Below are 22,519 nucleotides of genomic sequence, written 5' to 3'. Positions count from 1 at the left end.
TAGTATTTCAACTTTGTAGAAATAGTAAGCCAACTATAGTATTCAAATGTCGATTATTTTTGATAAATCTCTGGTTTTAATGTTCCAATGTAAGGCAAGTTACGATAATGTTCCGCATAATCCAAGCCGTATCCGACTACGAATTCATCCGGAATTTTTCTGCCTACATATTTTGCTTCGATATTTGCTTTACGACGGTTCGGTTTATCTAGCAATGTGATGATTTCTAAAGAATTCACACGACGAGATTTTAATAATTCAGTAATAGATTTCAATGTTGTACCTGTTTCTAAAATATCTTCTACAATCAGTACATCTTTATTCTCAATAGAGCCGCCTAAATCTTTTAAAATTTTAACTTCTCCTGTAGATTCTGTACCGCCGTGATAACTTGATACATCCATAAAATCAATTGCTAAATGTGTATCGATGCGTTTGATTAAATCTGACATGAACATCGCAGAACCTTTTAAAATGCCTATACAAACAAGGTCTTTACCGGCATAATCTTCCGTGATTTTTGCTCCGAGTTCACGGCAGAGTTGTTGGATTTCATCTTCCGTCATCAATATTTCTTTTAAATCTTCCTTCATTTCGGCTACACTCCTATATTTATTATCTCTAGTTTCCCTTCATAATCTGCCGCAGTGTACAACGTACCTACTGCAATAATCTCCCCTTGTTTATTCAGCAATATGGGCAATCGCTCACGTTCAAATTTAGGAACTTTGCGATTGATCATTAAGCGGTTGACTTTCTGACGGCCTTCTTTATTTGGTAATACAAAGCGATCTCCCGATTGTCTCGAACGTATAACCATTGGGAAGTCCGAACCCTCAATATCATCATGAACTATAATGCGGTATGTACCATAATCATAATAACCTGGTTGTGTAATCCGCTGTGGTGTCGTCTCGTTTTTTGTGCAACCCATTATTATAAATTTATCATACACAATTTGAATATTCCATTTATCTGTCGCATAAATTACTGCTTGAGATTGAGAATTTTCAATTTGCGCAAACCATTCTTGATACGCTTGTTCAGAAATTGGCGCACCTGTTACATACCCCTCAAGCAATTGATCCAACACAATAGTTTTCAACGAATGTGTAGATTCATTGAATGCTTTACGGTCTATTTGAATCATCTCATCATTTTGTTCGACATAGCGTTTGATAAATTTCTCTGCCGCCTGATGTAGCAATTCAAATTGTTCATCATGCCAAGCTTTTAATTTTAATAAGTGGGCTGTATCTAAGTGGTCGTTTTCATTAATTGCCGGTAAAATCCGATTGCGGATATCATTACGTACATAATGATTATCTTGATTCGAGGCATCTTCATAATAGGACACCTGATGTTGTGCTTGATAGGTTTTGATTTCATTTTTATCGTGGTTCAATAAAGGTCTGACTAAGCGATAACCGCTTCTCTCCTCTACCTCTGACATCCCTAGTCTGCTTCTTGTAGACCGTCCTGTCATCAGACGGTAAAAAATCGTTTCTAACTGGTCGTCTAAGTGGTGAGCTGTCAATAATACCGTTGCGCCTAGCGCTTTCATTTCAGACTCAAACCAAGCATAACGTTGTTGACGTGCCTCATGTTGAATACTCTTACCTTTATTCGTCAATGCAGATAAATCTAATTCATGGATACGAAGTGGAATATGGTGTTGTTGACAATAACGTTCTAAGAAGGCCGCTTCTTTGACAGAAGCTGTTCTAATCCCATGATTGACATGTAATACAGTCAGTTGTCGATATGTATGCTGATACTGTGTCGTCAACATATGTAATAATACCATGCTGTCAATACCTGTGGAAACCGCTAACGCGAGATGGTCATTTTCAGACCAGCCTGCTGTATAAATATTCATACCTTCACCTCATCCTCTCTTGAAATATCTGCACTTTCAAAATTTTAGACAAAAATAAAAGAGACTGTTCCCTCAGAAACAGTCATCTGCTTTATGTTGAATTATCGTCTTGAACCTCTTCCGCCGCGTCTTGATTCAGTTTGGCGTTTGATAGACGTCATTTTTTCTTCGCTATCTTTTAAGAAGTTGCTTAATTTCTTTTCAAAGTCCTCTGGTTTGTTATGTGCTGGTTTGCCATGATTATGGCCGCCGCCTCTATGATGTTGTCTTTTCGGACGATCTTTCGCTTTTTTAATTGAAAGACTAATTTTACCGTCGTCAGCAACAGATAGTACCTTAACTTCTACTTCATCTCCAACAGTCAAGTGATCTTCTACATTTTCAACATAATTGTCTGCAACTTCACTGATGTGAACTAAGCCACTTTTCCCTCCAGGCAATTCTACAAACGCACCAAATTTTTTGATACCAGTGACTTTCCCTTTAAGCTTGCTTCCTACTTCGATTGACATATCCTAAATAAATCCTCCGATTTCTTTCAATTTTACTTAACTCTATTATATGCTTGTTGTTCTAATTTAACAATGGCATATCAGTTAAAACAGTTAGATATTATATTTTTCTTACATGAGACACGTATCAGACGTTATTTCCCTTATTTTTTCTTATCTTCAGGCAATTTAAAAATGACTTCCCCATCATTACTTAAATAATAATCGTCACGTGCGACTTTCTCAATATACTCTTTGTTATTCAAGTTATTCAGTTGTTCTTTCAATGCAATTTCTTCATCTTGCTGCTTTTGGAACTTCTCTTCTTTCACTTTACGTTCCTGCGCATCATCAGCATTGCTTCTCGTTTGAGAGATAACCATGATAGAAAGGACGATAATAATCGCGAGTAAAATACCCGCAAAGAGCATAATACGACGTTTGACCACACGTTTCTTCATGTCGCGTTGTCTTTTTCTTCGGTTTTCGTTCTCGATATACCTATTTTCCATATGCTCTACTTTTCTATTCATGGTAGGTCACTCCTTAGTCATTCTCATTAATACGTTCTTCTTTCACTAATTCATACATGCCTTTCGCATTTTCCTTCGATGCATGTTCGCTTAATCCAGTGACACGAATTGTGATCACACGCTGTCCGAAACGAATGACGATTTCGTCACCGATTTTGACATCCGTACCAGCCTTAGCTGTGCTGTTATTTACTTGAACACGGCCTTGGTCGCTGACTTCTTTTGCCAGTGTACGGCGTTTGATTAAACGAGATACTTTTAAATATTTGTCTAATCTCACGTTATTCCCCTTCTTTCTTCTCCAACAAAGCTTTTAACTCCGCTTCACTATAGTCTTTATTTTTGACTTCATCATACAACGTCATAAAATGGTCTGCAAATACTTTCTCAAATTTAACACGTGGTGTTTTACCTTCCTTAGCTTTTGCCTCTGACCAAATCCCTTTTAAGTCTTCCATACTTTCTGCTGTCGCATCCGCAAAGACATGTGGGTGACGTCGAATCATTTTATCATTTAAACTTTCAATCACTTCTGTGATATCGATATAACCTTCTTTTTTGCCGATAGCCGCATGCAATAATACTTGAAGCAAAATGTCGCCTAATTCTTCAATCATATGCCAATCATCTTCTTCATCAATGGCTTCAAACAACTCAAACGTTTCTTCTAAGAGATAACGTTTCAAAGTCTCATGTGTCTGAACTTTATCCCACGGGCAGCCTTTCTCATCATCGACTAACGTATCAATCACTTGCACTGCATAATCAAAATCACCATGCATCATCGCTTCATCTTCAATACGCGGAATAAAGACACTCGTTAAATTACTGAAGACGTCATGACGATCTAATTCATATAAAGGCGTCTCAATTAACGTTGCCCCTGTGTTATGGGCACCATCTACAATATAAACGCTATAATCATCAGGATAACGTTCCATCAATGTCAGCTTTAAGTCTCCCGCTGTCATTGCGCTATATACTTGCGTAATCAAAATATGCGTACGAATATTGAGCTGTTCTGCCGATAAAGCTGTCCCATCTAATAAAGTAAATCCTTCATTCGGATCCACTTGGACCGCTTCAAACACATCATCAATAAAGCTTTTGCCGCCAAGTACTTTCACTTCAATTTCCGGATGTGCTTGTGCATACACCGTCAATAACGCTGTCGTTGTTTCTGCGACACGCGGATGCCCCGGCACCACATATACCACATCTTCTCGTTGTGCAGTTTCAATTAATTGATCCACAATCGCTCGATAAACTGCTTCAAATGCATCATGCGCTTCATAGATGTGGTCAAAACTTGACCACTCTAATTGCGGCGCTTCTGATTTCAATGCTTCAACAACAGGATGGTCTAATGTACGTGCATAAATATGAGTTTGCTGGGTCAAATAGCGGTATATCCCTAACGGCAACTCATCTAAACCATAGTTGCCTAAACCTACAATGGTAATAGTATGACTCATGATTTTCGTCCTTTCTTAAAACGGTATAATTTATCTCCGAACGGCATATGCTGCAGTTCGCGATAGGTTAATAGATTGAACATCACAATGGCAACCATGATTACAGCTACACCCACTGACGCAGCCAGCAGCAACTCTACCATACCAGTCAGACGCTCTTCTGTCGGTATGATCAACATCACCAGTTGCACTGCCGCAGTCATCGAAAGTACTGTCAAAAGCAACTTCAAGACGAAACGACGCATCTGCCGCAAACGATAGAACTGCAACGTACGCCATTGCAGGACAGACGCAAATAAACATAACGACAGTACAGTACTAAGGCTGGCGCCGATAATACCGATGTTCACAATCAACACAAAATTCAACATTAATTTTATAACTGCACCTAGGCTGAATGCAATCAGAATCAAGCGCGATTGTCTGCGTACTTCTAACAACGCAATATTCACCATGATTAATGAAACACAGATGACAGTCAACATATAAATCACTAATGTTGCGGTTAACACATCATTTTTAAAGAACACACGGTTCATCAAAGGCAACAGATTCATTAATCCGACACCTGCCGCAACGCTGATGGTAATCGTAATCTTCAATGTCGCATCCGCATATCGGTTCATACGTTCAAAGCGCTTTTCTCTAAATGCATTCGTCAATAAAGGAATCAAGACGAAACAAAAGGTCGTTGTCACAATTAAGCCGATTTGAATAAAGGAAGCACCGCGGTCATAAACCCCTTTTTGTACGATAGCTTCTTCAAATGACAATCCATAGTACTGCAAGGTACGAATCACTGAGAAACTATCCATCAATTGCCATGTCGTCACAATAAGGTGGCTGACTGAAAAGATGATAATGGCTGCCGTTAACCGTCGCCATACTGTTTTAGTCATCTCATCATCACGCAACGCAAATTCAAAGTGAAAAGGTCGCTTAATACTTAAGAAAATCGTCGCCGCTAAGAATCCTAGCGCAGAGGCTAAGATAGCCCAAGTTCCCACTTGGTAAATAGACCAATCCCATTGAATATAGACGACAATCAACACCAAAATAATACCGACCCGCACAATTTGTTCAATGACTTGTGAATACGCTGGCGCATCCATCTGTTGACGCGATTGGAAACTGCCGCGCAAGACACCTAAGCAGCCGACCACTAAAAAGCTGCAGCTGGCCATACGAACCATTGGTGTCAGATGCATATCCCCCATCACATGGGCGATGACAGGTGCCAAAGTAAAGATCAACGCAAATAAGACAAAGCACGCACTTTGAATACCGATCATCACATGACTCATCTTGCGATGTGTCCAATGTTCACCAAAATTTTGCGTCACCGCACTCGGTATCGCATTCATCGATAAAATCGTTGCTAAAGACAAAAACGGATACACTTGTTGATAAGCATAAAGTCCCGCATCACCGAGTACGTTTTGGTAAGGTACACGATAGATCGCACTCAGCACTTTGACCGTCACTAAAGCCAAAGTTAAAATGACGACACCGCTGAAAGCTGATTTACGCTTCATCCGGGATGACCATACTTTCTTCTAAAGCTTTCATCAAGAACTTCAAGCGGTCAAACCATGCTTCTGCCTTTTTATTTTTCACGAGTGTTACCGTCATCGCACCTTCCGAAACACCCACTTTCATATCACGTCCAAGCGGTAAGGTCTGTTTAAAGAGGGCCTCGCCATTGATATCTTCTGTCCCTTTTTCAGACAACTGAATTTCAATCGCTTTGCCTGTATCTTTAATACGTGTCACACCGACATGTAACGCATGAATGCGAATTTCAACGATATCTAATAGACGTTCTACTTCAACAGGATAGTCGTTGAAGCGGTCAATCAATTCATCTTTGATGTCCATTAACTCGTCTGTCGTTTCAATTTGACGTAATTTCTTATAGATTTCAATTTTGGATTGTTCATTTGGTATATATGATGTTGGTAAATAAGCATCAATATTCAATTCGATTTCAATTTCTGGTGTTTCGCTTTCTTGTTTAATACCACGTTTTTCATTAACCGCTTCTTCCAACATTTGTGAGTACAAGTCAAAGCCAACAGAATCGATGAAACCGTGTTGCTGCTTGCCTAATAAATTGCCGGCTCCTCGAATGTTCAAGTCACGCATCGCGATTTTAAAACCGCTGCCAAGTTCGGTAAATTCTTTGATTGCTTGCAAGCGTTCTTCAGCAGTTTCTGATAACACTTTATTTGTCGGATGCAAGAAGTAAGCATAACCGACACGTGAAGAACGACCGACGCGTCCACGCAATTGATAGAGTTGGCTTAAGCCGAAGCGGTCTGCTTCTTCAATAATTAACGTATTCGCATTTGGGACATCGACGCCTGTTTCAATAATGGTCGTTGTCACTAAAATATCGTATTCGCCATTGACGAAACCAATCATTGTATCTTCAAGTTCACGCTCTGTCATACGTCCATGCGCCACACCGATCGTCGCATCCGGCATCAACATTTGAAGTTGTTCACGCTTTTCGTAAATCGATTGGACACGGTTATAGAGATAGAACGCTTGGCCGCCGCGTGCCAGTTCACGCTCCAAAGCTTCTTTGATAAAGTTTGAGTTTTGTTCTAATACGTAAGTTTGGACTGGGAAGCGGTTCTCTGGCGGTGTTTCAATGACTGATAAGTCACGCACTCCAAGCATACTCATATGCAAAGTTCTTGGAATTGGTGTAGCCGTTAAAGTTAACACATCTACATTGGTCTTTAATGTTTTGATACGTTCTTTATGACGGACACCAAAACGTTGTTCTTCATCGACTACTAATAAACCTAAATCTTTATATTTCACATCTTTTGCGAGCAGCTTATGTGTCCCGACCACAATGTCGATGGTACCGTCTTTTAAACCTTGTTTTGTTTCTTTGATTTCTTTAGGTGTACGGAAACGACTCATCAATTGAATATTTACCGGGAAATCTTGCATGCGTTCTAATAATGTTTCATAGTGTTGTTGCGCAAGAATCGTTGTCGGAACTAAGAATGCGACTTGTTTCCCTTCCATGACTGCCTTAAAGGCTGCACGTAAGGCAACTTCAGTTTTACCGTAACCCACATCACCGCATAATAAGCGGTCCATCGGGCGTTCTTTCTCCATATCCTCTTTGATTTCATCAATAGATTTCGCCTGATCGGCTGTTAAATCATACGGGAAGTCCATTTCGAACTCGTGTTGTTGTTGGGTATCTGGACCAAATTTATGTCCTTCAGCCAATTCACGCTCACGATACAGCTCAATTAATTCATCTGCGATATCTTCGACACTTTGTTGTACTTTGGCTTTCGTTTTCTTCCACTCAGTACCGCCTAGTTTATTTAGTTTCGGCGTTTTATCTTCAGATGCCACATACTTCTGAACTTGATCCATTTGATCAACGGGTACAAACAGCTGGTCTGTCCCTTTGTATTGAATTTTAATATAGTCACGGTGTACATCACCGACTTCTAACGTTTCAACGCCTAAATAACGGCCGACACCATGGTGTACATGCACGACATAGTCGCCGACTTTCAAGTCTTGGTAGGACTTGATACGTTCCGCATTCGTCATCGTCGGTGTACGTTTCTTCGCTTTTTTCTGCTTAGATTTAAATAACTCACGCTCTGTCACAATCGCAAGTGACATATATGGCAACTCAAAGCCTTCAGATAGACTACCTTCTACAATGACCGCATGACCGCCTTGTACATTGGCACTGGCCCCTGCTTCTACAATCGGAATATGCATTTCATTCATCATCGCTTTGACACGTTCTTTTTTCGTTTCTGTTTCTACTAATACCACTACGGTATAACCGTTGTTAATATAACGTTGGAATTCAGAACGCATAATGTCATATTGACCATAAAATTGTTGGACAGGTTTACTTGAGAATTTGATTATATGATCTAATTTCACTGGCATACTTGCGGTAAAGAGTGTGAAGTACGTAATTTTACGCGTTTTGATCAAGTGTTCAAATGCATCATCTTCTAAGAAATATTGGCCAATAAAGCCTTTACCACTTTCAATCAGCTGCTGCATGAAGTCATTCACTTCAGACATCAATGTTTCTTCAGTATCTTTGACACGGTTATACTCATCTACAACAATAATGGCGTTATTACTAATGTAGTCGACGAGTGTCGCAGGCGCTTCGTACATAAACGCGACTAATCGACGTATCACTTGGTGGTCAATAAAGTTTGTATCAAACTGTAAGAAACTTTCATACGTATCTTTAACATCTTGTCGTACAGCTTTATCAATTTTAGGACGTGTTGTTTCATAAGCTGCTTTAAGTTCTGTTTTAATACGTTTTAACACGTCTGCTGTAATGATATAGTCACTTGCAGAAGTAATATGCACAGCCTCTTGGTTTTCTTCTGAACGTTGACTTTCCACATCAAATTGACGAATCGAATCTACTTCTGTATCAAAGAGTTCGATACGAACGGGTTCACCGATTAATGGATAGATGTCGATGATTCCCCCGCGTACGGAGAATTCTCCGATATGCGAAACAACCGTTTCTCTGCGGTACCCCATATTGACGAGCTTGTTGAAGAACTCATCTACATCAATATCATCACCCACTTTTAAAGTGATTTGGTGATTTTGCCACATGTCTACCGGCGTTTGTAATTTTTTCAAACCGTTTAAAGGTATGATAAAGAACCCTCGCTGGCCTTGTGCTAAGGCAGTAAGGGTACGCACACGTTCGCTCATTAACTGCGGACTTTGTGTGGAGAATTCTTCGGTCATGATGTCTTGAAGCGGGTATTTATAGATTTCTTCTGCTTCGATATACTGCTGCAGGTCTGCTTCTAACTTATCTGCTTGGTATAAATTATTGGTCACCACAACCATCGGACGATTAGACGACAGATACTTCTCTGCCATCACAGTTGCTTTTGCTGCACCAGATAAGCCCGTGACTAAGACATTTTCATGTCCAAATACATCGTTTAACTCTTCATATCGTTTATCTTTATTTAAATAATCTGTAATTATTGATTTCACTTAGCCTCACCATTATATTCATTCATCACATGGTCGAAACGCGAGCTCGCGATAAAATCCTCCACCGCATGTGCAGAATGTTCTATTACTCTTTGCATAGTTTCCATTTCTTGTTTTGAAAATTTCTGTAACACATAATCTGGGACAGACATACCATTCGTTGGTCTGCCGATACCAATACGGATACGTTTAAATTGATCTGTGCCAAGATGTTGGATAATTGATTTCATGCCGTTATGGCCACCTGCACTTCCTTTTTGACGTAAACGCACTTGGCCTTGTGCTAAATCTAAATCATCGTAAAGCACTAATAAATCTTCAACTTCTACATTATAGTAATCCATTAACGGACCGACCGCTTCACCCGATAAGTTCATCAATGTCATCGGTTCAATGAATAACACTTTATCCCCTGCGACACGCTCAATGGTATAAGCACCACGGAACTTTTGTTTATCTAACTTTAATTGGTTAGATTCTAATATATAATCTATAACTTCAAACCCGATATTATGTCTGGTTTGTTCAAATCGTTTACCAATATTGCCTAATCCGACAATACACTTCATGGTTTTCTGCCTCCATCTCTTCATTTCTTTTAGTTGGCATCGGTTACCTCTTAATCCGATGTCTATGTATCACTTTATTCCCTATATTAACACAAAACAGGATTAATCTTGATGCGTTAAGCATAGAACATAAAAAAACCGTTCACACAAAAATGTGAACGGCACAAATATGAAACGAAATTATTATTCTTCGTCTTCTTTGTTTTCTCCAACAACTTCTGGTTCTGGAGTATCAGCGTCGCCTGCTTCAACTTCTTGGATTTCTTCTTCGCTTGGTCCTTGAGTTGGAGGTGTTACAGTTACAACTGTATCTTCAGGTTCGTTTTCGATTGTGAAGTCGCCTGTTACTTTCAAGTCTTGAACTGCGATAGTGTCACCGATTTCTAATTCAGTGATATCTGCTTCAAGATATTCAGGAATGTTATCTGGAGTTGCAGTAACTTCAACATAGTATAATGGTTGGTCAACTACGCCGCCTTCTTTAGCGCCTACAGCTTCACCAACTAAGTGAACTGGTACTTCAACAGTACGTTCTTCAGTCATGTTGATTGCTAAGAAGTCGATGTGTGTAATTTGGTTTTTAAGCGGATCAAATTGGTAGTCAGCTACCATTACTTTGATTGTTTTAGAACCTACACCTAAATCGATTACACCGTTACGTCCAACTTCACGGATAACTTTGATGAATTCTACTTCATCAACTTTAACTGATACGTTTTTTTGACCGTAACCATACATAACTGCTGGTACTTTACCTGAGTTTCTGATTGCTGTTAAATCAGAACGTCTTTGTTTACCTTGACGGATAATAGACTTTAATGAAGCCATTTCCTTTTTCCACCTTTCGTATATGAGATTTTCAATCGTTGCTTATTTTAAGCGTTCAATCGTTCATCTCTCCGCACTTGCCCATCGGTTGTTTGACCGCTTGCAAGTGTTTGATATGTTCGTTACAGAAAGTCACGAACGGAATTATTATACACATTTTTACAAATTACGTCAACTGCTCATTTTAATTCTATTTAAAAACTAAATTAAAGAAAAATAAAAACTGCAGCCAAAGACTGCAGTTTTAACGATTAGTCGAATAATACACTCACAGATTCTCTTTCGTATACACGAACGATTGCTTGAGCAATTAATCCAGCAATTGATAATTCTGTTGTGTTTTCTGGCTTACGGCCATCGTCAAGACGGATTGAGTTTGTCACAATCAATTCTTTGATTGCTGAGTTTTCAATACGTTCTTTTGCCGGTCCAGAAAGAACAGCGTGTGAACAACAAGCATAAACATCTTTTGCGCCTTTATCTTTCAATGCTTGCGCTGCTAATGTAATTGTTCCGGCTGTATCGATGATGTCGTCAATGATAATTGCAGTACGGCCATCAATATCACCTACGATATTCATAACTTCTGCAACGTTCGGTTTTGGACGACGTTTGTCGATAATTGCGATTGGTGTTTTTAAAATGTCTGCTAATTTACGTGCGCGTGTTACGCCGCCGTGGTCTGGTGAAACCACAACTGTTTCTTCTGGGTCGATTTCAGGATTGTTTTGGAAGTATTCCGCAAGAATCGGTACACCCATTAAGTGATCGATTGGAATATCGAAGAATCCTTGAATTTGTGGTGCGTGCAAGTCTAAAGCAATCATGCGATCTGCACCTGCGACTTGAATCAAGTTCGCAACTAATTTCGCAGTAATCGGTTCACGGCTGCGTGCTTTACGGTCTTGACGTGCATAACCATAATAAGGAACCACAATGTTAATTGTTGCCGCAGAAGCACGTTTACATGCATCTATCATAATCAACAGTTCCATTAAATGTACGTTAACTGGATAAGATGTAGGTTGGATAATGAAAACGTCGCAACCTCGAATACTTTCTTCAATATTGATTTGGATTTCGCCGTCACTGAAACGTTTTACTGAGCATTTCCCTAATTCAATTCCAATGTTATCCGCTACTTCACGTGCAAGCGGCTCATTTCCTTTCAACGAGAAAATCTTTAAAGATGAATTTTTATATTCATTAGCTAACATTTATAGTCCTCCATTTATTTGCATTCATGCGTCGTTCGGTCTAACTGATATATTACATCCTATTTAATTTTACTGAATCGGACAAGATACATCAATACTTGTTAGTCTTTATTTTTATTTAAATAGCCAGGTTTCGTAGTTTGTCTTGTACGTGCAAGTGCTAAACTGTCATTTGGAATATCGTCTGTAATCGTTGAGCCAGCAGCGATTAGCACACCATCACCCACTGTTACAGGCGCCACTAAATTCGTGTTGCAACCGATAAATGAATCTTTTCCAATAATTGTTTTGAATTTATTTTTTCCATCATAATTCACAGTGATAGAACCACATCCGACATTTGTACGTTCGCCGATTTCAGCATCACCGATATAGCTTAAGTGTGATACTTTCGCACCATCTTTAAGTTCTGCTTTTTTCACTTCAACAAAGTTTCCGACTTTTACTTCATTGCCTAAATGTGCTTTTGGTCTCAATTGCGCAAATGGACCAACTGTTGTATCGTCGCCGACTGTCGCATCATTCACGACAGATTGTTTGATAGTCGTGCGATCACCGATGGTACTGTTATTGATATCTGAGTATTGGCCGATGACTGTATCTTCACCAATCACTGTACCTTTACCTAAATGGACGCCCGGTTCAATAATTGTATCCATGCCGATTTGTACATCCGCTTCAATATATGTTGAAGCTGGATCAATTAAAGTAACGCCGTTACGCATGTGATATGCATTCACACGTTCACGATAAGCTGCTTCCGCTTTGCTTAATGCGACACGATCATTGACACCCATGATTTCATCAAAATCATCTGTGCGATACGCATCGGCAATTTTACCTGCTTCAAGTGCTAACGTAATAACATCCGGTAAATAATATTCGCCTTGTGCATTATCATTCTTAACTTGTTCTAACAACTCAAATAATAAAACATTATCGAATGCAAAAATACCTGTACTGATTTCATCAATTGCACGTTCAGCTTCTGTCGCATCTTTTTGTTCTACAATTTTAGCTAAACGACCGTCTTGGTCTCTGACAATACGACCATATCCGAATGGATTGTCAGCTGTCGCAGACAGCACTGTGACACCTGCTTGTTGTGCTTCATGGTAATCTGCTAAAGCTTTTAAAGTTTCCGGTGTGATAAGCGGAGTATCGCCGCACACAACCAACGTTGTGCCTTCTTTGCCTTTCAATTCATCAGCTGCCATTTTTACAGCATGCGCTGTACCTAGTTGTTCCTCTTGGAAGCTGTACGATGATTGACTTCCTAAAGTTTCTTTAACACTTTCAGCACCGTGTCCGACGATTGTGACAATTTCATCTGTTCCTGCTTGTTTCACACTGTCGACCACATGCTCAATCATACTTTTACCCGCTACTTTATGTAGCACTTTGTAAAGTTTCGATTTCATTCTGGTACCTTTACCAGCTGCTAATACTACCGCATATCTCTGCATGACTGCGAACCCTCCAATAATTTTACACTTCTTTATTATTATAAATTAAGGTAAGTTGTACTTTCAAGACTCACCCTTACTTCCAATTTAAGGAGATAAGCTGAACAAGTCCGTTTTATCATAGCACACCTTTTTAATATTTTACACAATATTGTTTGGCGATAAAAAAGACTTGCACACTCAAGTTATCTGCTTGCCGAATGGTATAAAAAACCCTCGATCACATGACCGAGGGTTTAAAAGTTACTTGTCTATCTTTAAGCTTTTAATTAAGCTTCTTCGTTATCATTATCTTCTGATTCTGATGGTTTTGCATTCTTATCCGGAATGACTTCATCAGTTTCATCATATACTTTCATCACAGCATCTTGAATTTCTTGTCTCATATCTGAATTAATCGGATGCGCGATGTCACGGAATTCACCATCTGGCGTACGTTTGCTCGGCATTGCGACGAATAGACCTGAGTTGCCTTCAATTACACGCAAATCATGGACTACGAATGCGTCATCTAGTGTGATTGACACTAGTGCTTTCATTCTTCCATCAGTTTGTATTTTTCTAAGTCTTACATCTGTCACTTTCATGTAGTGAGCCCCCCTAGTATATCTCTCTATTGTTTTTATAGAAGCTTACAATTTTTAATTAAAAATTATTTTCCTTTAACTTGTGCGATAACCTCAATTTCAACTTTTACGTCTTTTGGCAGACGCGCAACTTCTACACAGCTTCGTGCTGGTTTGTGCGCATCGAAGTATAAGCCGTAAACTTCGTTGATTTGTTGGAAATCGTTCATATCTTTAATAAAGATAGTTGCTTTAATCACTGAATCCATATCGGCACCCGCTTCTTGTAAAACCGCTTTAAGGTTTTCAAGAACTTGACGCGTTTGTACCTGTACTTCATCACTGACAAGCTCGTTAAATTCATTTAGTGGAATCTGTCCTGAAGTGTAAACCAAATCATTCACGACAACTGCATGTGAATAAGGTCCTAACGCTTCAGGTGCTTTATTGCTGTTAATTACCTTCATGTTGTTGACCGCTCCTTTATGAGAATTTCGATAAAACATTGCCTTGTTCGACTTTAAAGTCTTGATTGTATTCATCTACATCAGACAGTCTTACCAAGGAAGTATAATCTTCAATCAATCTTTGTTTGACTTCTTTAGATTCTACAAGTACTGATACCCCTTTAACATGCGCTTTAAACTCATTCATTAAATTCATCACGCCGTTAATCGAGCCGCCCGCGCGCATAAAGTCATCGACAATTAATACATTCGAATTTTCTTTTAATGTGCGTTTCGACAAGACCATTGTTTCGATCTTGCGCGAAGAACCCGATACATAGTTGATAGAGACTGTAGAACCTTCTGTTACTTTATTATCCTTACGAATAACAACTACTGGTAAATTTAATACATTTGCTACGGCATTGGCAAGAGATATCCCTTTTGTCGCAATCGTCACAATCGCATCTAAGTCTTCATCCATGTAAATTGTCGCTATCAAACGCCCGACTTTATTCAATAATTCCGGATTGCCCATCAAGTCGGATAAGAATAAATAACCTCCAGGCAATAAGCGTTCTTTTTCTTGCAGATGTACAATTACTTCATCAATAACAGCCTCTGCTTCTTCTTTGCTCATTGTCGGACGATAGGTCACACCGCCGCTTGCACCTGCAGTTGTAATCACTGTACCCAGCTTTTCTTTATGCAAGGTTTCACGAACAATGTGGATGTCCTCACTGATTGATGATTTCGCTTGCTTAAATTTCTTCACAAAGTGCGTTAATGGAATCAATTTATTTGGATGGCTCATTAAATAATGAGTCATATACACAATGCGTTCGCTTCGTTTATAACGCAAGAGAATCCTCCCTTTCTTAACCTAGTAATCTGACTAAATAAACCTCGTTACAGCATCCGTGTACCGCATTATAGATATTTTGTGCCTGCTTATAATGTTTCGCTAAGCTGTACACTGTCGGACCGCTGCCGCTCATCAACGCGCCATCTGCACCGCTGTTAAGCATATTTTGTTTCAGCTTTTGAATGTCTGGATGCATGTCCATGGAAATCGCTTCTAGGCTGTTAGATAGCGATGCACAGATTTGCTTATAATCTCCGTCTTCAATTGCTTTGATACATGCATCTGATTTTGTCGCTTGCTGTGGTGTTTCTTCAATACGCAACGCTTGAAACACGCAAGGTGTCGAAATACCAACGTTCGGCTTTGCAATGACTACCCAAGCTTTCGGTGGCCGCTTCAACAAATGTACTTGCTCACCGTGGCCTGTGCACACTGCTGTTTTACTGTAGATACAAAAAGGCACATCAGAGCCTACTTGACTTGCTAAACGACTTAAATCGTCCAAGCTCAAGCCAAGTTCAAACAAACGATTCATTGCACGCATTGTGGCTGCCGCATCTGCAGAACCACCGCCAAGACCCGCTGATACTGGAATCTCTTTTTCCAGCACAATCGTTACACCTTGTTGGATTTGATACGTTTCTTTCATCAGCATGGCTGCTTTATACGCTAAATTTTTCGCGTTTTCTGGCACAAAATTATAATCCACTTGTACAACAACACGTTGATCTTCACGCTTTTCAACAGTAACGCGGTCATTCAAGTCCACCGTAGTCATTACCATTTCAACTTCATGAAACCCATCATTTCTTTTATAAAGTGCATCTAAAGTGAAGTTAATTTTGGCAGGTGCCTTTTCATATATCATCTTACCGCCCACCTTTACTGTTAAATTTGCTTTAGTTCAGAAATGTCTGCTACACCTCTTCGGTGACGAGAGGGGGTTCCCCTTCTTCACAGCATTATAATGACGTTCATCATTTGCATTAGTGCTATTATAACACGAACATTACCATATATCACAGTGCTTAATGTTATGAAAATGAAAAAGTTTTAACTAAGTTGCGAAGATATTTTATATTCACGCTTCAAAATGCACACTATGGCACACGACAACACCTCAACTATCAACCTTATAGGGTGATAACGTCATTCAACGTTCATAATAAAAGTCATAAATGGAAAGCTAAAATCTGAAGAAGTACAAAGTTCAAAGACCGAAAAGCAAACCGCTAATATCTAAAATCAAAAACATATACAAAGATAAAAAGAGGAATCCTAAGTCAGGATTCCTCTTTTTATACGAAGCCTATAGCTTCAATGTTTATGATATTCTAGTGTGCAACTGCATCCTGGTGATTTTCATCCACAAACGAAACTTGGACGTTTTCTGTCAACACATCAGTGTATGTATAAGATACACGTTCAAAGTTGTGTTTATCTTGGTCTAATTCAACAACGAATACCGCCGGATATGTCTCTGATAACACGCCGCAACGTTCGATTGTTTTCTTACGACCACCATTTGCTTTAAGTACAATACGGTTTCCTAAATGACACTCAAGTGCATTTTTGATTTCCCAAATTGATTTTGGCATATTGCTCCACCTCGCTACAAATTGTATTATAACACATTTATAGCCATTCAGTCAAATAAAATTTAAATTTTAACAATCGTAAGGCGGCATGTCAATATTTTAAAACTCTAATTCCGGGAAATTTTTCAAGTTAGTATACAAATGCGCAAATTCTTTAATAGATAATGTCTCACCACGGCGTCTTGGATCAATACCACTCTCTTCAAGCCAAACTTTAATCTGATCCTTTAGTTTTTTACCATCGAAGAATAAGCTTTGATAGTTATTCGCAATCGTTTTACGTCGTTGACTAAATGCGGCTTTTGTCATTTTAAAGAAACGATCTTCATCGTCTACAGACACAATCGGTTCAGGACGTTTCATCAATTTAACCACAATTGAATCTACATTTGGCGGCGGCATAAAGACTGTTTTCGGCACAGTCAGTACTTTAGATGTTTCAGTATAATACTGCGCTACAATCGATAGTGAGCCATAAGCTTTTGTGCCCACTTCCGCATTTAAACGCTCCCCGACTTCTTTCTGCATCATCACAACATAGCCATCAATCGGTAGTGGTTGAGACATTAAATTTAATAAGATTGGCGTTGTAATATAATATGGCAAGTTCGCAACTACCATAATCTTATCGCAATCTGAAAAGTAGGTTTGTACCGCTTCTACTACATTTGCTTTCAAAATATCTTCATTAATCACCGTCACATTGTCATAATCTGATAATGTATCTTCTAAAACAGGAATTAAGCGTTGATCAATTTCAAATGCGACTACTTTTTTCGCATGTTTCGCTAATTGTTCCGTTAATGATCCCATGCCCGGTCCGACTTCAATGACACCTGTGGTTTCATCAATGGCACTTGCTTCTATAATTTTATGGATGATGTTCACATCGATTAAGAAGTTTTGTCCTAAACTTTTCTTAAAATCAAACTGATATTTATCTAACAAGGCACGCGTACGTGTTGGTGTTGCTATATCTTTTTTCATCGCTTACGTTTCACTTCCTTTATCTTCATTCAAAGCAGCTCTGACATCTGCTTCTGTATAACCAAATGCGTTCAATTTCTTCAAGAGTTGTTTGCCGTTTGAATGACCAATATGTAATTTACGGCCTAGTACCTCTCGCTTATGTCGTGCATCAGGACCAACAATCAATCCTAAATCGATTAAGACGTCTTTACTGATGGATTCCATGCCTTCTTCAAATGGCGAAGACACATGCATCAATGCTTCTCTAATCGCTTCAAACGAAGCATGTTCTACTCCAATTTTACCACGTTTGTTTTTTGCTTTTTCACGGTCAATATACGCATGTTTCACACCCGGCACCTGTTCACGAATTGTATTACGAATTTTATCACCCGGGAAATCTGGATCCGTTAAAACAATCACGCCTCTTGTTTCTTGAGCATAACGAATAACATCTAGCGTTTCTGCATTAATAGCACTGCCGTTCGTTTCTATTGTATCGCATTCTACTGCACGTTTAACACGTTCTGTATCATCGCGGCCTTCTACCACAATAAACTCATTTATTTTCATCGCTTTCGTCACCTTTCACAGTGTTAACTTTAATACTATACCATATCTGCCAGCATGAAAAATAAAACATCACTCTGTTAAATTGTATCTTTTTTCAATAATATGCTTTGAAGTCCAAAGATAGCTAATACTATGGTTTCATTAAATAGAAGACACTCTGCTCTAATATGTTATCCCTCTGGGCCCGTTAAAAAGACGGTGGCGAATGTAAAATATTTACAGCCATTCAACCAAAGTTGGATGGTTATTTTTTATGACTTTATTTCCTTTGCTGATTACTCATAAGGACTAGACCTATCATCGTCAATACGACCATAAGTATTTCATAATCACTCATCGTATATCCTCTCTGGATTTGTGCATCATAGGCATCACCCCTTTGAATGGGTTAGCCACCATCTATCCAACTTATTTGAGATGATTACACCACAAATAGAATAACATTCCTATAACGTATATAAATTCAAGCTTATAAAGTGATATGTTTAGACATGACTAAAGCGCCCTTCTTTTATAGAACGGCGCTTTCACTTTCATTATCTTATTGATTTAAGTTAAATAATCTTTCCGCATTTTCAGTCGTTTGTTTTGCGACTTCTTCATAACTGATACCGCGTAATTCTGCGATTTGTTCTGCCACTAATGTCACGCGCATTGGTTCATTACGTTTACCTCTATAAGGGTGCGGTGATAAATAAGGGGCGTCTGTTTCTACTAATAAACGGTCTAACGGCACATGTTTTGCGACTTCTTTCGGTTGTTTCGCATTTTTGAATGTAACTGGTCCGCCAAGTGAAATATAGAAGCCAAGTTTATTAATTACAACATCTGCGATTTCAGGTGAACCACTGAAACTGTGCATAATACCACCGACTTCTTCTGCATGTTCTTCCATTAAAATATCAATGCAATCTTGTGTGGCTTCGCGGTTATGAATCACAATAGGTAAGTTCACACGTTTTGCGAGTGCAATTTGTTTACGAAAGACTTCTTTTTGAACCTCTTTTGGCGATTTATCCCAGTGGTAATCTAAGCCCATTTCTCCAATACCGATAACTTTCGGGTGTTCAGACAATTTCTCGATCCATTGTTCACGTTCTTCTGTGTAATCAATCGCATCTACGGGATGCCAACCAATAATTGCATATAAGAAATCATATTGTTCCACAAGTTCCATAGCACGCTCGATTGTTGGTGTATCAAATCCAACGACAAACATGCGATCGACACCTGCTTTTCTTGCACGGTCGATGACTTCTTGTAAATCCTCATCATATTGTTCTGCGTTTAAATGTACATGTGTATCTATTAACATGATGCTATACTCCTTTCATTACTGCTTTTCTTAGCGTTCATACGCTACTATTATACCCACTCTTTCAACGAAACATTTGAAAGTGTATTTGAGCGTCAAAGAAGCGGCTCACACAGCATTCGCTGCAAGCCGCTTGTATGAATAAGTTTTATTATTTAATCACTGCACCGTTTGGAATCGCATTTGGTAAGCTGACTAGTGTTAAGACACCATCTTTTTCTGCTGATAAAATCATACCTTCTGATTTACGGCCCATTAATTTTGCAGGTTTCAAGTTTGTCACGACTGCGACTTTCTTGCCGATGATATCATCTGGTTCATAGAATTTTGCGATACCTGAAACGATTTGGCGTTGCTCTTCGCCTAAATCCACTTGGATTTTTAACAGTTTATCTGATTTTTTCACATTTTCCGCATCCATGACTGTTGCGGCTTTGATTTCGACTTTATCGAAATCTTTAATTGTGATTTGAGGTTTAGCTTCTGCTTCCTCTTTTGTTTCTGCTTTCGCTTCTTCTTTTACTTCTTCAGCTTTTGGTGCTGAACCTTGCATTGAATCTTTAATAAACGCAACTTCTGCCTCTGTATCTAAACGTGGGAAGATAGGTTGAGGTTTTTGCGTTACTGTAATTGGCTCAGTTAATGCACCATATGTGTTTAAGCTGTCGAACTCATAAAGTTCAGGACTGTTGATGTGTAATTGCGCAAAGATTTCACGTGGTGCATGTGTTAAGAATGGACGTAATAAGACAGCGGCGAAGCGGATATTTTCCACTAAGTGTGCCATTACATTACCAAGCATTTCTCTTTGACTGTCATCTTTAGCCAACACCCATGGTGTTGTCTCATCAATATATTTATTTGTACGACTAATAAACTTCCAAACTGTTGAAAGTGCAACAGAGAACTGTAAGTTTTCCATGTTTTGATAGTATTCTTGAACTGTATCTAATGCGAATTGTTCCATTTCAGCATCTAATTCATGTTTAGGACCTTCATACGCAGGCAATTCACCATCAAAGTATTTATTAATCATCGCAATCGTACGGTTCACTAAGTTACCTAAATCGTTCGCTAAATCAAAGTTTGTGCGGTCAACGAATGCTTCAGGTGTGAAGACACCGTCAGAACCAAATGGTAATTCTCTCATTAAGTAGTAACGTGTCGCATCTAAACCGTAGCGGTCGATTAAAACGTTCGGATCTACGACATTCCCTTTAGATTTACTCATTTTACCGTCTTTCATTAAAATCCAACCGTGTGCGAAGACGCGTTTTGGAAGTGGCAAGTCTAATGCCATTAATAAAATCGGCCATACGATAGAGTGGAAACGCACAATTTCTTTTGCCATCAAGTGTAAATCAGCTGGCCAATATTTTTGGAAGAGACTGTCATCCTCTGATAAATAACCAAGTGCTGAAATATAGTTTACTAATGCATCAATCCATACATAAACTACGTGTTTTGGATTAGATGGCACTTGTACACCCCAATCAAATGTCGTACGAGAAACGGCTAAATCTGTTAAGCCTGGTTTAATAAAGTTATTAATCATTTCGTTCTTACGAGAAGGAGGTTGAATGAATTCAGGGTTCGCATCATAGAATTCTAGTAAGCGATCCGCATATTTAGAAATATTGAAGAAATAACTTTCTTCTTTAACTAATTCTACTTCATGTCCAGAATCCGGGCTCTTACCACCGATAATATTTCCGTCCTTGTCGTATTCTGGGTCTTCAAGTTGTGATTCTGTATAGTACGTTTCATCCGGTACAGAATACCAACCTTCATATTCACCAAGATAAATATCGCCTTGTGCTAATAAACGTTCGAAGACTTTTTCAACAACTTCTTCATGACGTCTTTCAGTTGTTCTGATAAAGTCATCATTAGAAATCTCTAATTTTTCCCATAACGCTTTAATACCTGCGATCATATCATCTAGGTATTCTAATTCTGTTAGGCCCGCTTTATGTGCCTTTTCTTGAATTTTTTGACCATGTTCATCTGTACCTGTTAAATAACGTACATCATAGCCTTGCATGCGTTTGTAGCGCGCAATGACGTCGCCTGCTACAGTTGAATAGGCATGCCCAATGTGTAATTTACCACTCGGGTAATAAATTGGTGTTGTTATATAAAATGTATCTTTCGCCATTCCATGCTCCTCCTTGTATGTTCCATAATAAATATATCTAAATTCAGTGTTGATTTCAATGTACAGTCCCCGTCATGACAATGTCATAAACCACTCGCTATAATGTCTAAAGCAAAAACAGTCCTTGTACGTTTCATCTCAGTCCGACTGATTTAATTCCATATGTATATATTGTAACAATTCTAATGAACGGTGCATATAGAGACGGTAGGAATGATGTGAAATTAACGTAAAAAAGCGCTTGGAACAATAATCAAGGCACTTTTAATATATACAGTTATTGCTATACACCACGAAAACATGTGCTTTTTAATAGAAATTACACATGTCCACCATTGTGAATATAAAAAAGCAACAGAACCTAAGAAAGCGTTCTGTTGCTGGAGTATTAATTAAATAATCTCATAATCGCAAATGCCACACTGACAACTGTAACGATGATTGCGATATTTAATAATTTCCCGCCTTGTTCTTGTTGGTATTTTTTGTATTTCGCACTACAAATCATACTCCCAACCCCAAAGATTG

Annotated in this window: 21 protein-coding genes; all 21 read right to left on the bottom strand. The window is 38.8% G+C overall.

Annotated elements, in window-relative coordinates:
* Window positions 1–53: 53 nt before the first annotated feature.
* Window positions 54–593 (bottom strand): hypoxanthine phosphoribosyltransferase, encoded by a 540-nt coding sequence (gene hpt, locus ACFCT9_RS10805; RefSeq protein WP_412519238.1) that lies wholly within the window; start codon window positions 591–593, stop codon window positions 54–56.
* A gap of 5 nt (window positions 594–598) precedes the next feature.
* A complete protein-coding gene (gene tilS / locus ACFCT9_RS10800; RefSeq protein ID WP_412519236.1) occupies window positions 599–1,879 on the bottom strand; it encodes a tRNA lysidine(34) synthetase TilS in 1,281 nt (426 codons plus the stop codon).
* A 101-nt stretch (window positions 1,880–1,980) separates the two neighbouring features.
* On the bottom strand, window positions 1,981–2,391 hold the full coding sequence (locus ACFCT9_RS10795) for a S1 domain-containing RNA-binding protein (protein ID WP_412519234.1): 411 nt from the start codon (window positions 2,389–2,391) through the stop codon (window positions 1,981–1,983).
* Between the two features lie 143 nt (window positions 2,392–2,534).
* Window positions 2,535–2,903, bottom strand: a complete 369-nt coding sequence (locus ACFCT9_RS10790) for an FtsB family cell division protein (protein WP_412519232.1) — start codon at window positions 2,901–2,903, stop codon at window positions 2,535–2,537.
* Between the two features lie 13 nt (window positions 2,904–2,916).
* Window positions 2,917–3,183: an RNA-binding S4 domain-containing protein gene (locus tag ACFCT9_RS10785; RefSeq protein WP_412519230.1), complete on the bottom strand. Its 267-nt coding sequence runs from the start codon at window positions 3,181–3,183 to the stop codon at window positions 2,917–2,919.
* A 1-nt stretch (window position 3,184) separates the two neighbouring features.
* Window positions 3,185–4,378 carry a MazG nucleotide pyrophosphohydrolase domain-containing protein gene (locus tag ACFCT9_RS10780; protein WP_412519228.1) on the bottom strand — a complete coding sequence of 398 codons (1,194 nt, stop codon included), beginning with the start codon at window positions 4,376–4,378 and terminating at the stop codon, window positions 3,185–3,187.
* Window positions 4,375–5,913, bottom strand: a complete 1,539-nt coding sequence (locus ACFCT9_RS10775) for an oligosaccharide flippase family protein (protein WP_412519226.1) — start codon at window positions 5,911–5,913, stop codon at window positions 4,375–4,377. Before ACFCT9_RS10775 ends, ACFCT9_RS10780 begins: the two co-directional genes overlap by 4 nt.
* A complete protein-coding gene (gene mfd, locus ACFCT9_RS10770) occupies window positions 5,903–9,412 on the bottom strand; it encodes a transcription-repair coupling factor (protein WP_412521668.1) in 3,510 nt (1,169 codons plus the stop codon). Before mfd ends, ACFCT9_RS10775 begins: the two co-directional genes overlap by 11 nt.
* Window positions 9,413–9,417: 5 nt before the next feature.
* Window positions 9,418–9,990, bottom strand: coding sequence for an aminoacyl-tRNA hydrolase (gene pth, locus ACFCT9_RS10765; RefSeq protein WP_412519225.1), 573 nt, complete (start codon window positions 9,988–9,990; stop codon window positions 9,418–9,420).
* A gap of 183 nt (window positions 9,991–10,173) precedes the next feature.
* Window positions 10,174–10,818 (bottom strand): 50S ribosomal protein L25/general stress protein Ctc, encoded by a 645-nt coding sequence (locus ACFCT9_RS10760; protein ID WP_412519223.1) that lies wholly within the window; start codon window positions 10,816–10,818, stop codon window positions 10,174–10,176.
* Window positions 10,819–11,069: 251 nt separating this feature from the next.
* Window positions 11,070–12,035: a ribose-phosphate diphosphokinase gene (locus tag ACFCT9_RS10755; RefSeq protein WP_412519221.1), complete on the bottom strand. Its 966-nt coding sequence runs from the start codon at window positions 12,033–12,035 to the stop codon at window positions 11,070–11,072.
* 101 nt (window positions 12,036–12,136) lie between these two features.
* Entirely contained in the window at window positions 12,137–13,501 is a 1,365-nt protein-coding gene (glmU, locus tag ACFCT9_RS10750) for a bifunctional UDP-N-acetylglucosamine diphosphorylase/glucosamine-1-phosphate N-acetyltransferase GlmU (protein WP_412519220.1), read from the bottom strand.
* A 269-nt stretch (window positions 13,502–13,770) separates the two neighbouring features.
* Entirely contained in the window at window positions 13,771–14,088 is a 318-nt protein-coding gene (spoVG, locus tag ACFCT9_RS10745) for a septation regulator SpoVG (RefSeq protein WP_002481913.1), read from the bottom strand.
* Between the two features lie 65 nt (window positions 14,089–14,153).
* Window positions 14,154–14,534 carry a RidA family protein gene (locus ACFCT9_RS10740; protein ID WP_412519218.1) on the bottom strand — a complete coding sequence of 127 codons (381 nt, stop codon included), beginning with the start codon at window positions 14,532–14,534 and terminating at the stop codon, window positions 14,154–14,156.
* A gap of 16 nt (window positions 14,535–14,550) precedes the next feature.
* The gene (gene purR, locus ACFCT9_RS10735) at window positions 14,551–15,375 is read right to left on the bottom strand and encodes a pur operon repressor (RefSeq protein WP_412519216.1); all 825 of its coding nucleotides are present in this window, start codon (window positions 15,373–15,375) and stop codon (window positions 14,551–14,553) included.
* A 16-nt stretch (window positions 15,376–15,391) separates the two neighbouring features.
* Window positions 15,392–16,246, bottom strand: a complete 855-nt coding sequence (ispE, locus tag ACFCT9_RS10730; protein ID WP_412519214.1) for a 4-(cytidine 5'-diphospho)-2-C-methyl-D-erythritol kinase — start codon at window positions 16,244–16,246, stop codon at window positions 15,392–15,394.
* Window positions 16,247–16,712: 466 nt separating this feature from the next.
* Window positions 16,713–16,976, bottom strand: coding sequence for a biofilm formation stimulator Veg (veg, locus tag ACFCT9_RS10725; protein ID WP_002481909.1), 264 nt, complete (start codon window positions 16,974–16,976; stop codon window positions 16,713–16,715).
* Window positions 16,977–17,075: 99 nt separating this feature from the next.
* Window positions 17,076–17,963 (bottom strand): 16S rRNA (adenine(1518)-N(6)/adenine(1519)-N(6))-dimethyltransferase RsmA, encoded by an 888-nt coding sequence (gene rsmA, locus ACFCT9_RS10720; RefSeq protein ID WP_412519213.1) that lies wholly within the window; start codon window positions 17,961–17,963, stop codon window positions 17,076–17,078.
* A gap of 3 nt (window positions 17,964–17,966) precedes the next feature.
* Window positions 17,967–18,518, bottom strand: coding sequence for a ribonuclease M5 (rnmV, locus tag ACFCT9_RS10715; RefSeq protein WP_412519211.1), 552 nt, complete (start codon window positions 18,516–18,518; stop codon window positions 17,967–17,969).
* 541 nt (window positions 18,519–19,059) lie between these two features.
* Window positions 19,060–19,833, bottom strand: coding sequence for a TatD family hydrolase (locus ACFCT9_RS10710; RefSeq protein WP_412519210.1), 774 nt, complete (start codon window positions 19,831–19,833; stop codon window positions 19,060–19,062).
* Window positions 19,834–19,984: 151 nt separating this feature from the next.
* Window positions 19,985–21,991, bottom strand: coding sequence for a methionine--tRNA ligase (gene metG, locus ACFCT9_RS10705; protein ID WP_412519208.1), 2,007 nt, complete (start codon window positions 21,989–21,991; stop codon window positions 19,985–19,987).
* Between the last annotated feature and the right edge of the window lie 528 nt (window positions 21,992–22,519).

It is taken from the genome of Staphylococcus simulans, assembly GCF_047037175.1.
GTDB classification, from domain to species: domain Bacteria; phylum Bacillota; class Bacilli; order Staphylococcales; family Staphylococcaceae; genus Staphylococcus; species Staphylococcus simulans_C.
The sequence above is the reverse complement of the archived record's forward strand: the minus strand, read 5'-3'. Positions and strand labels throughout refer to the sequence as shown.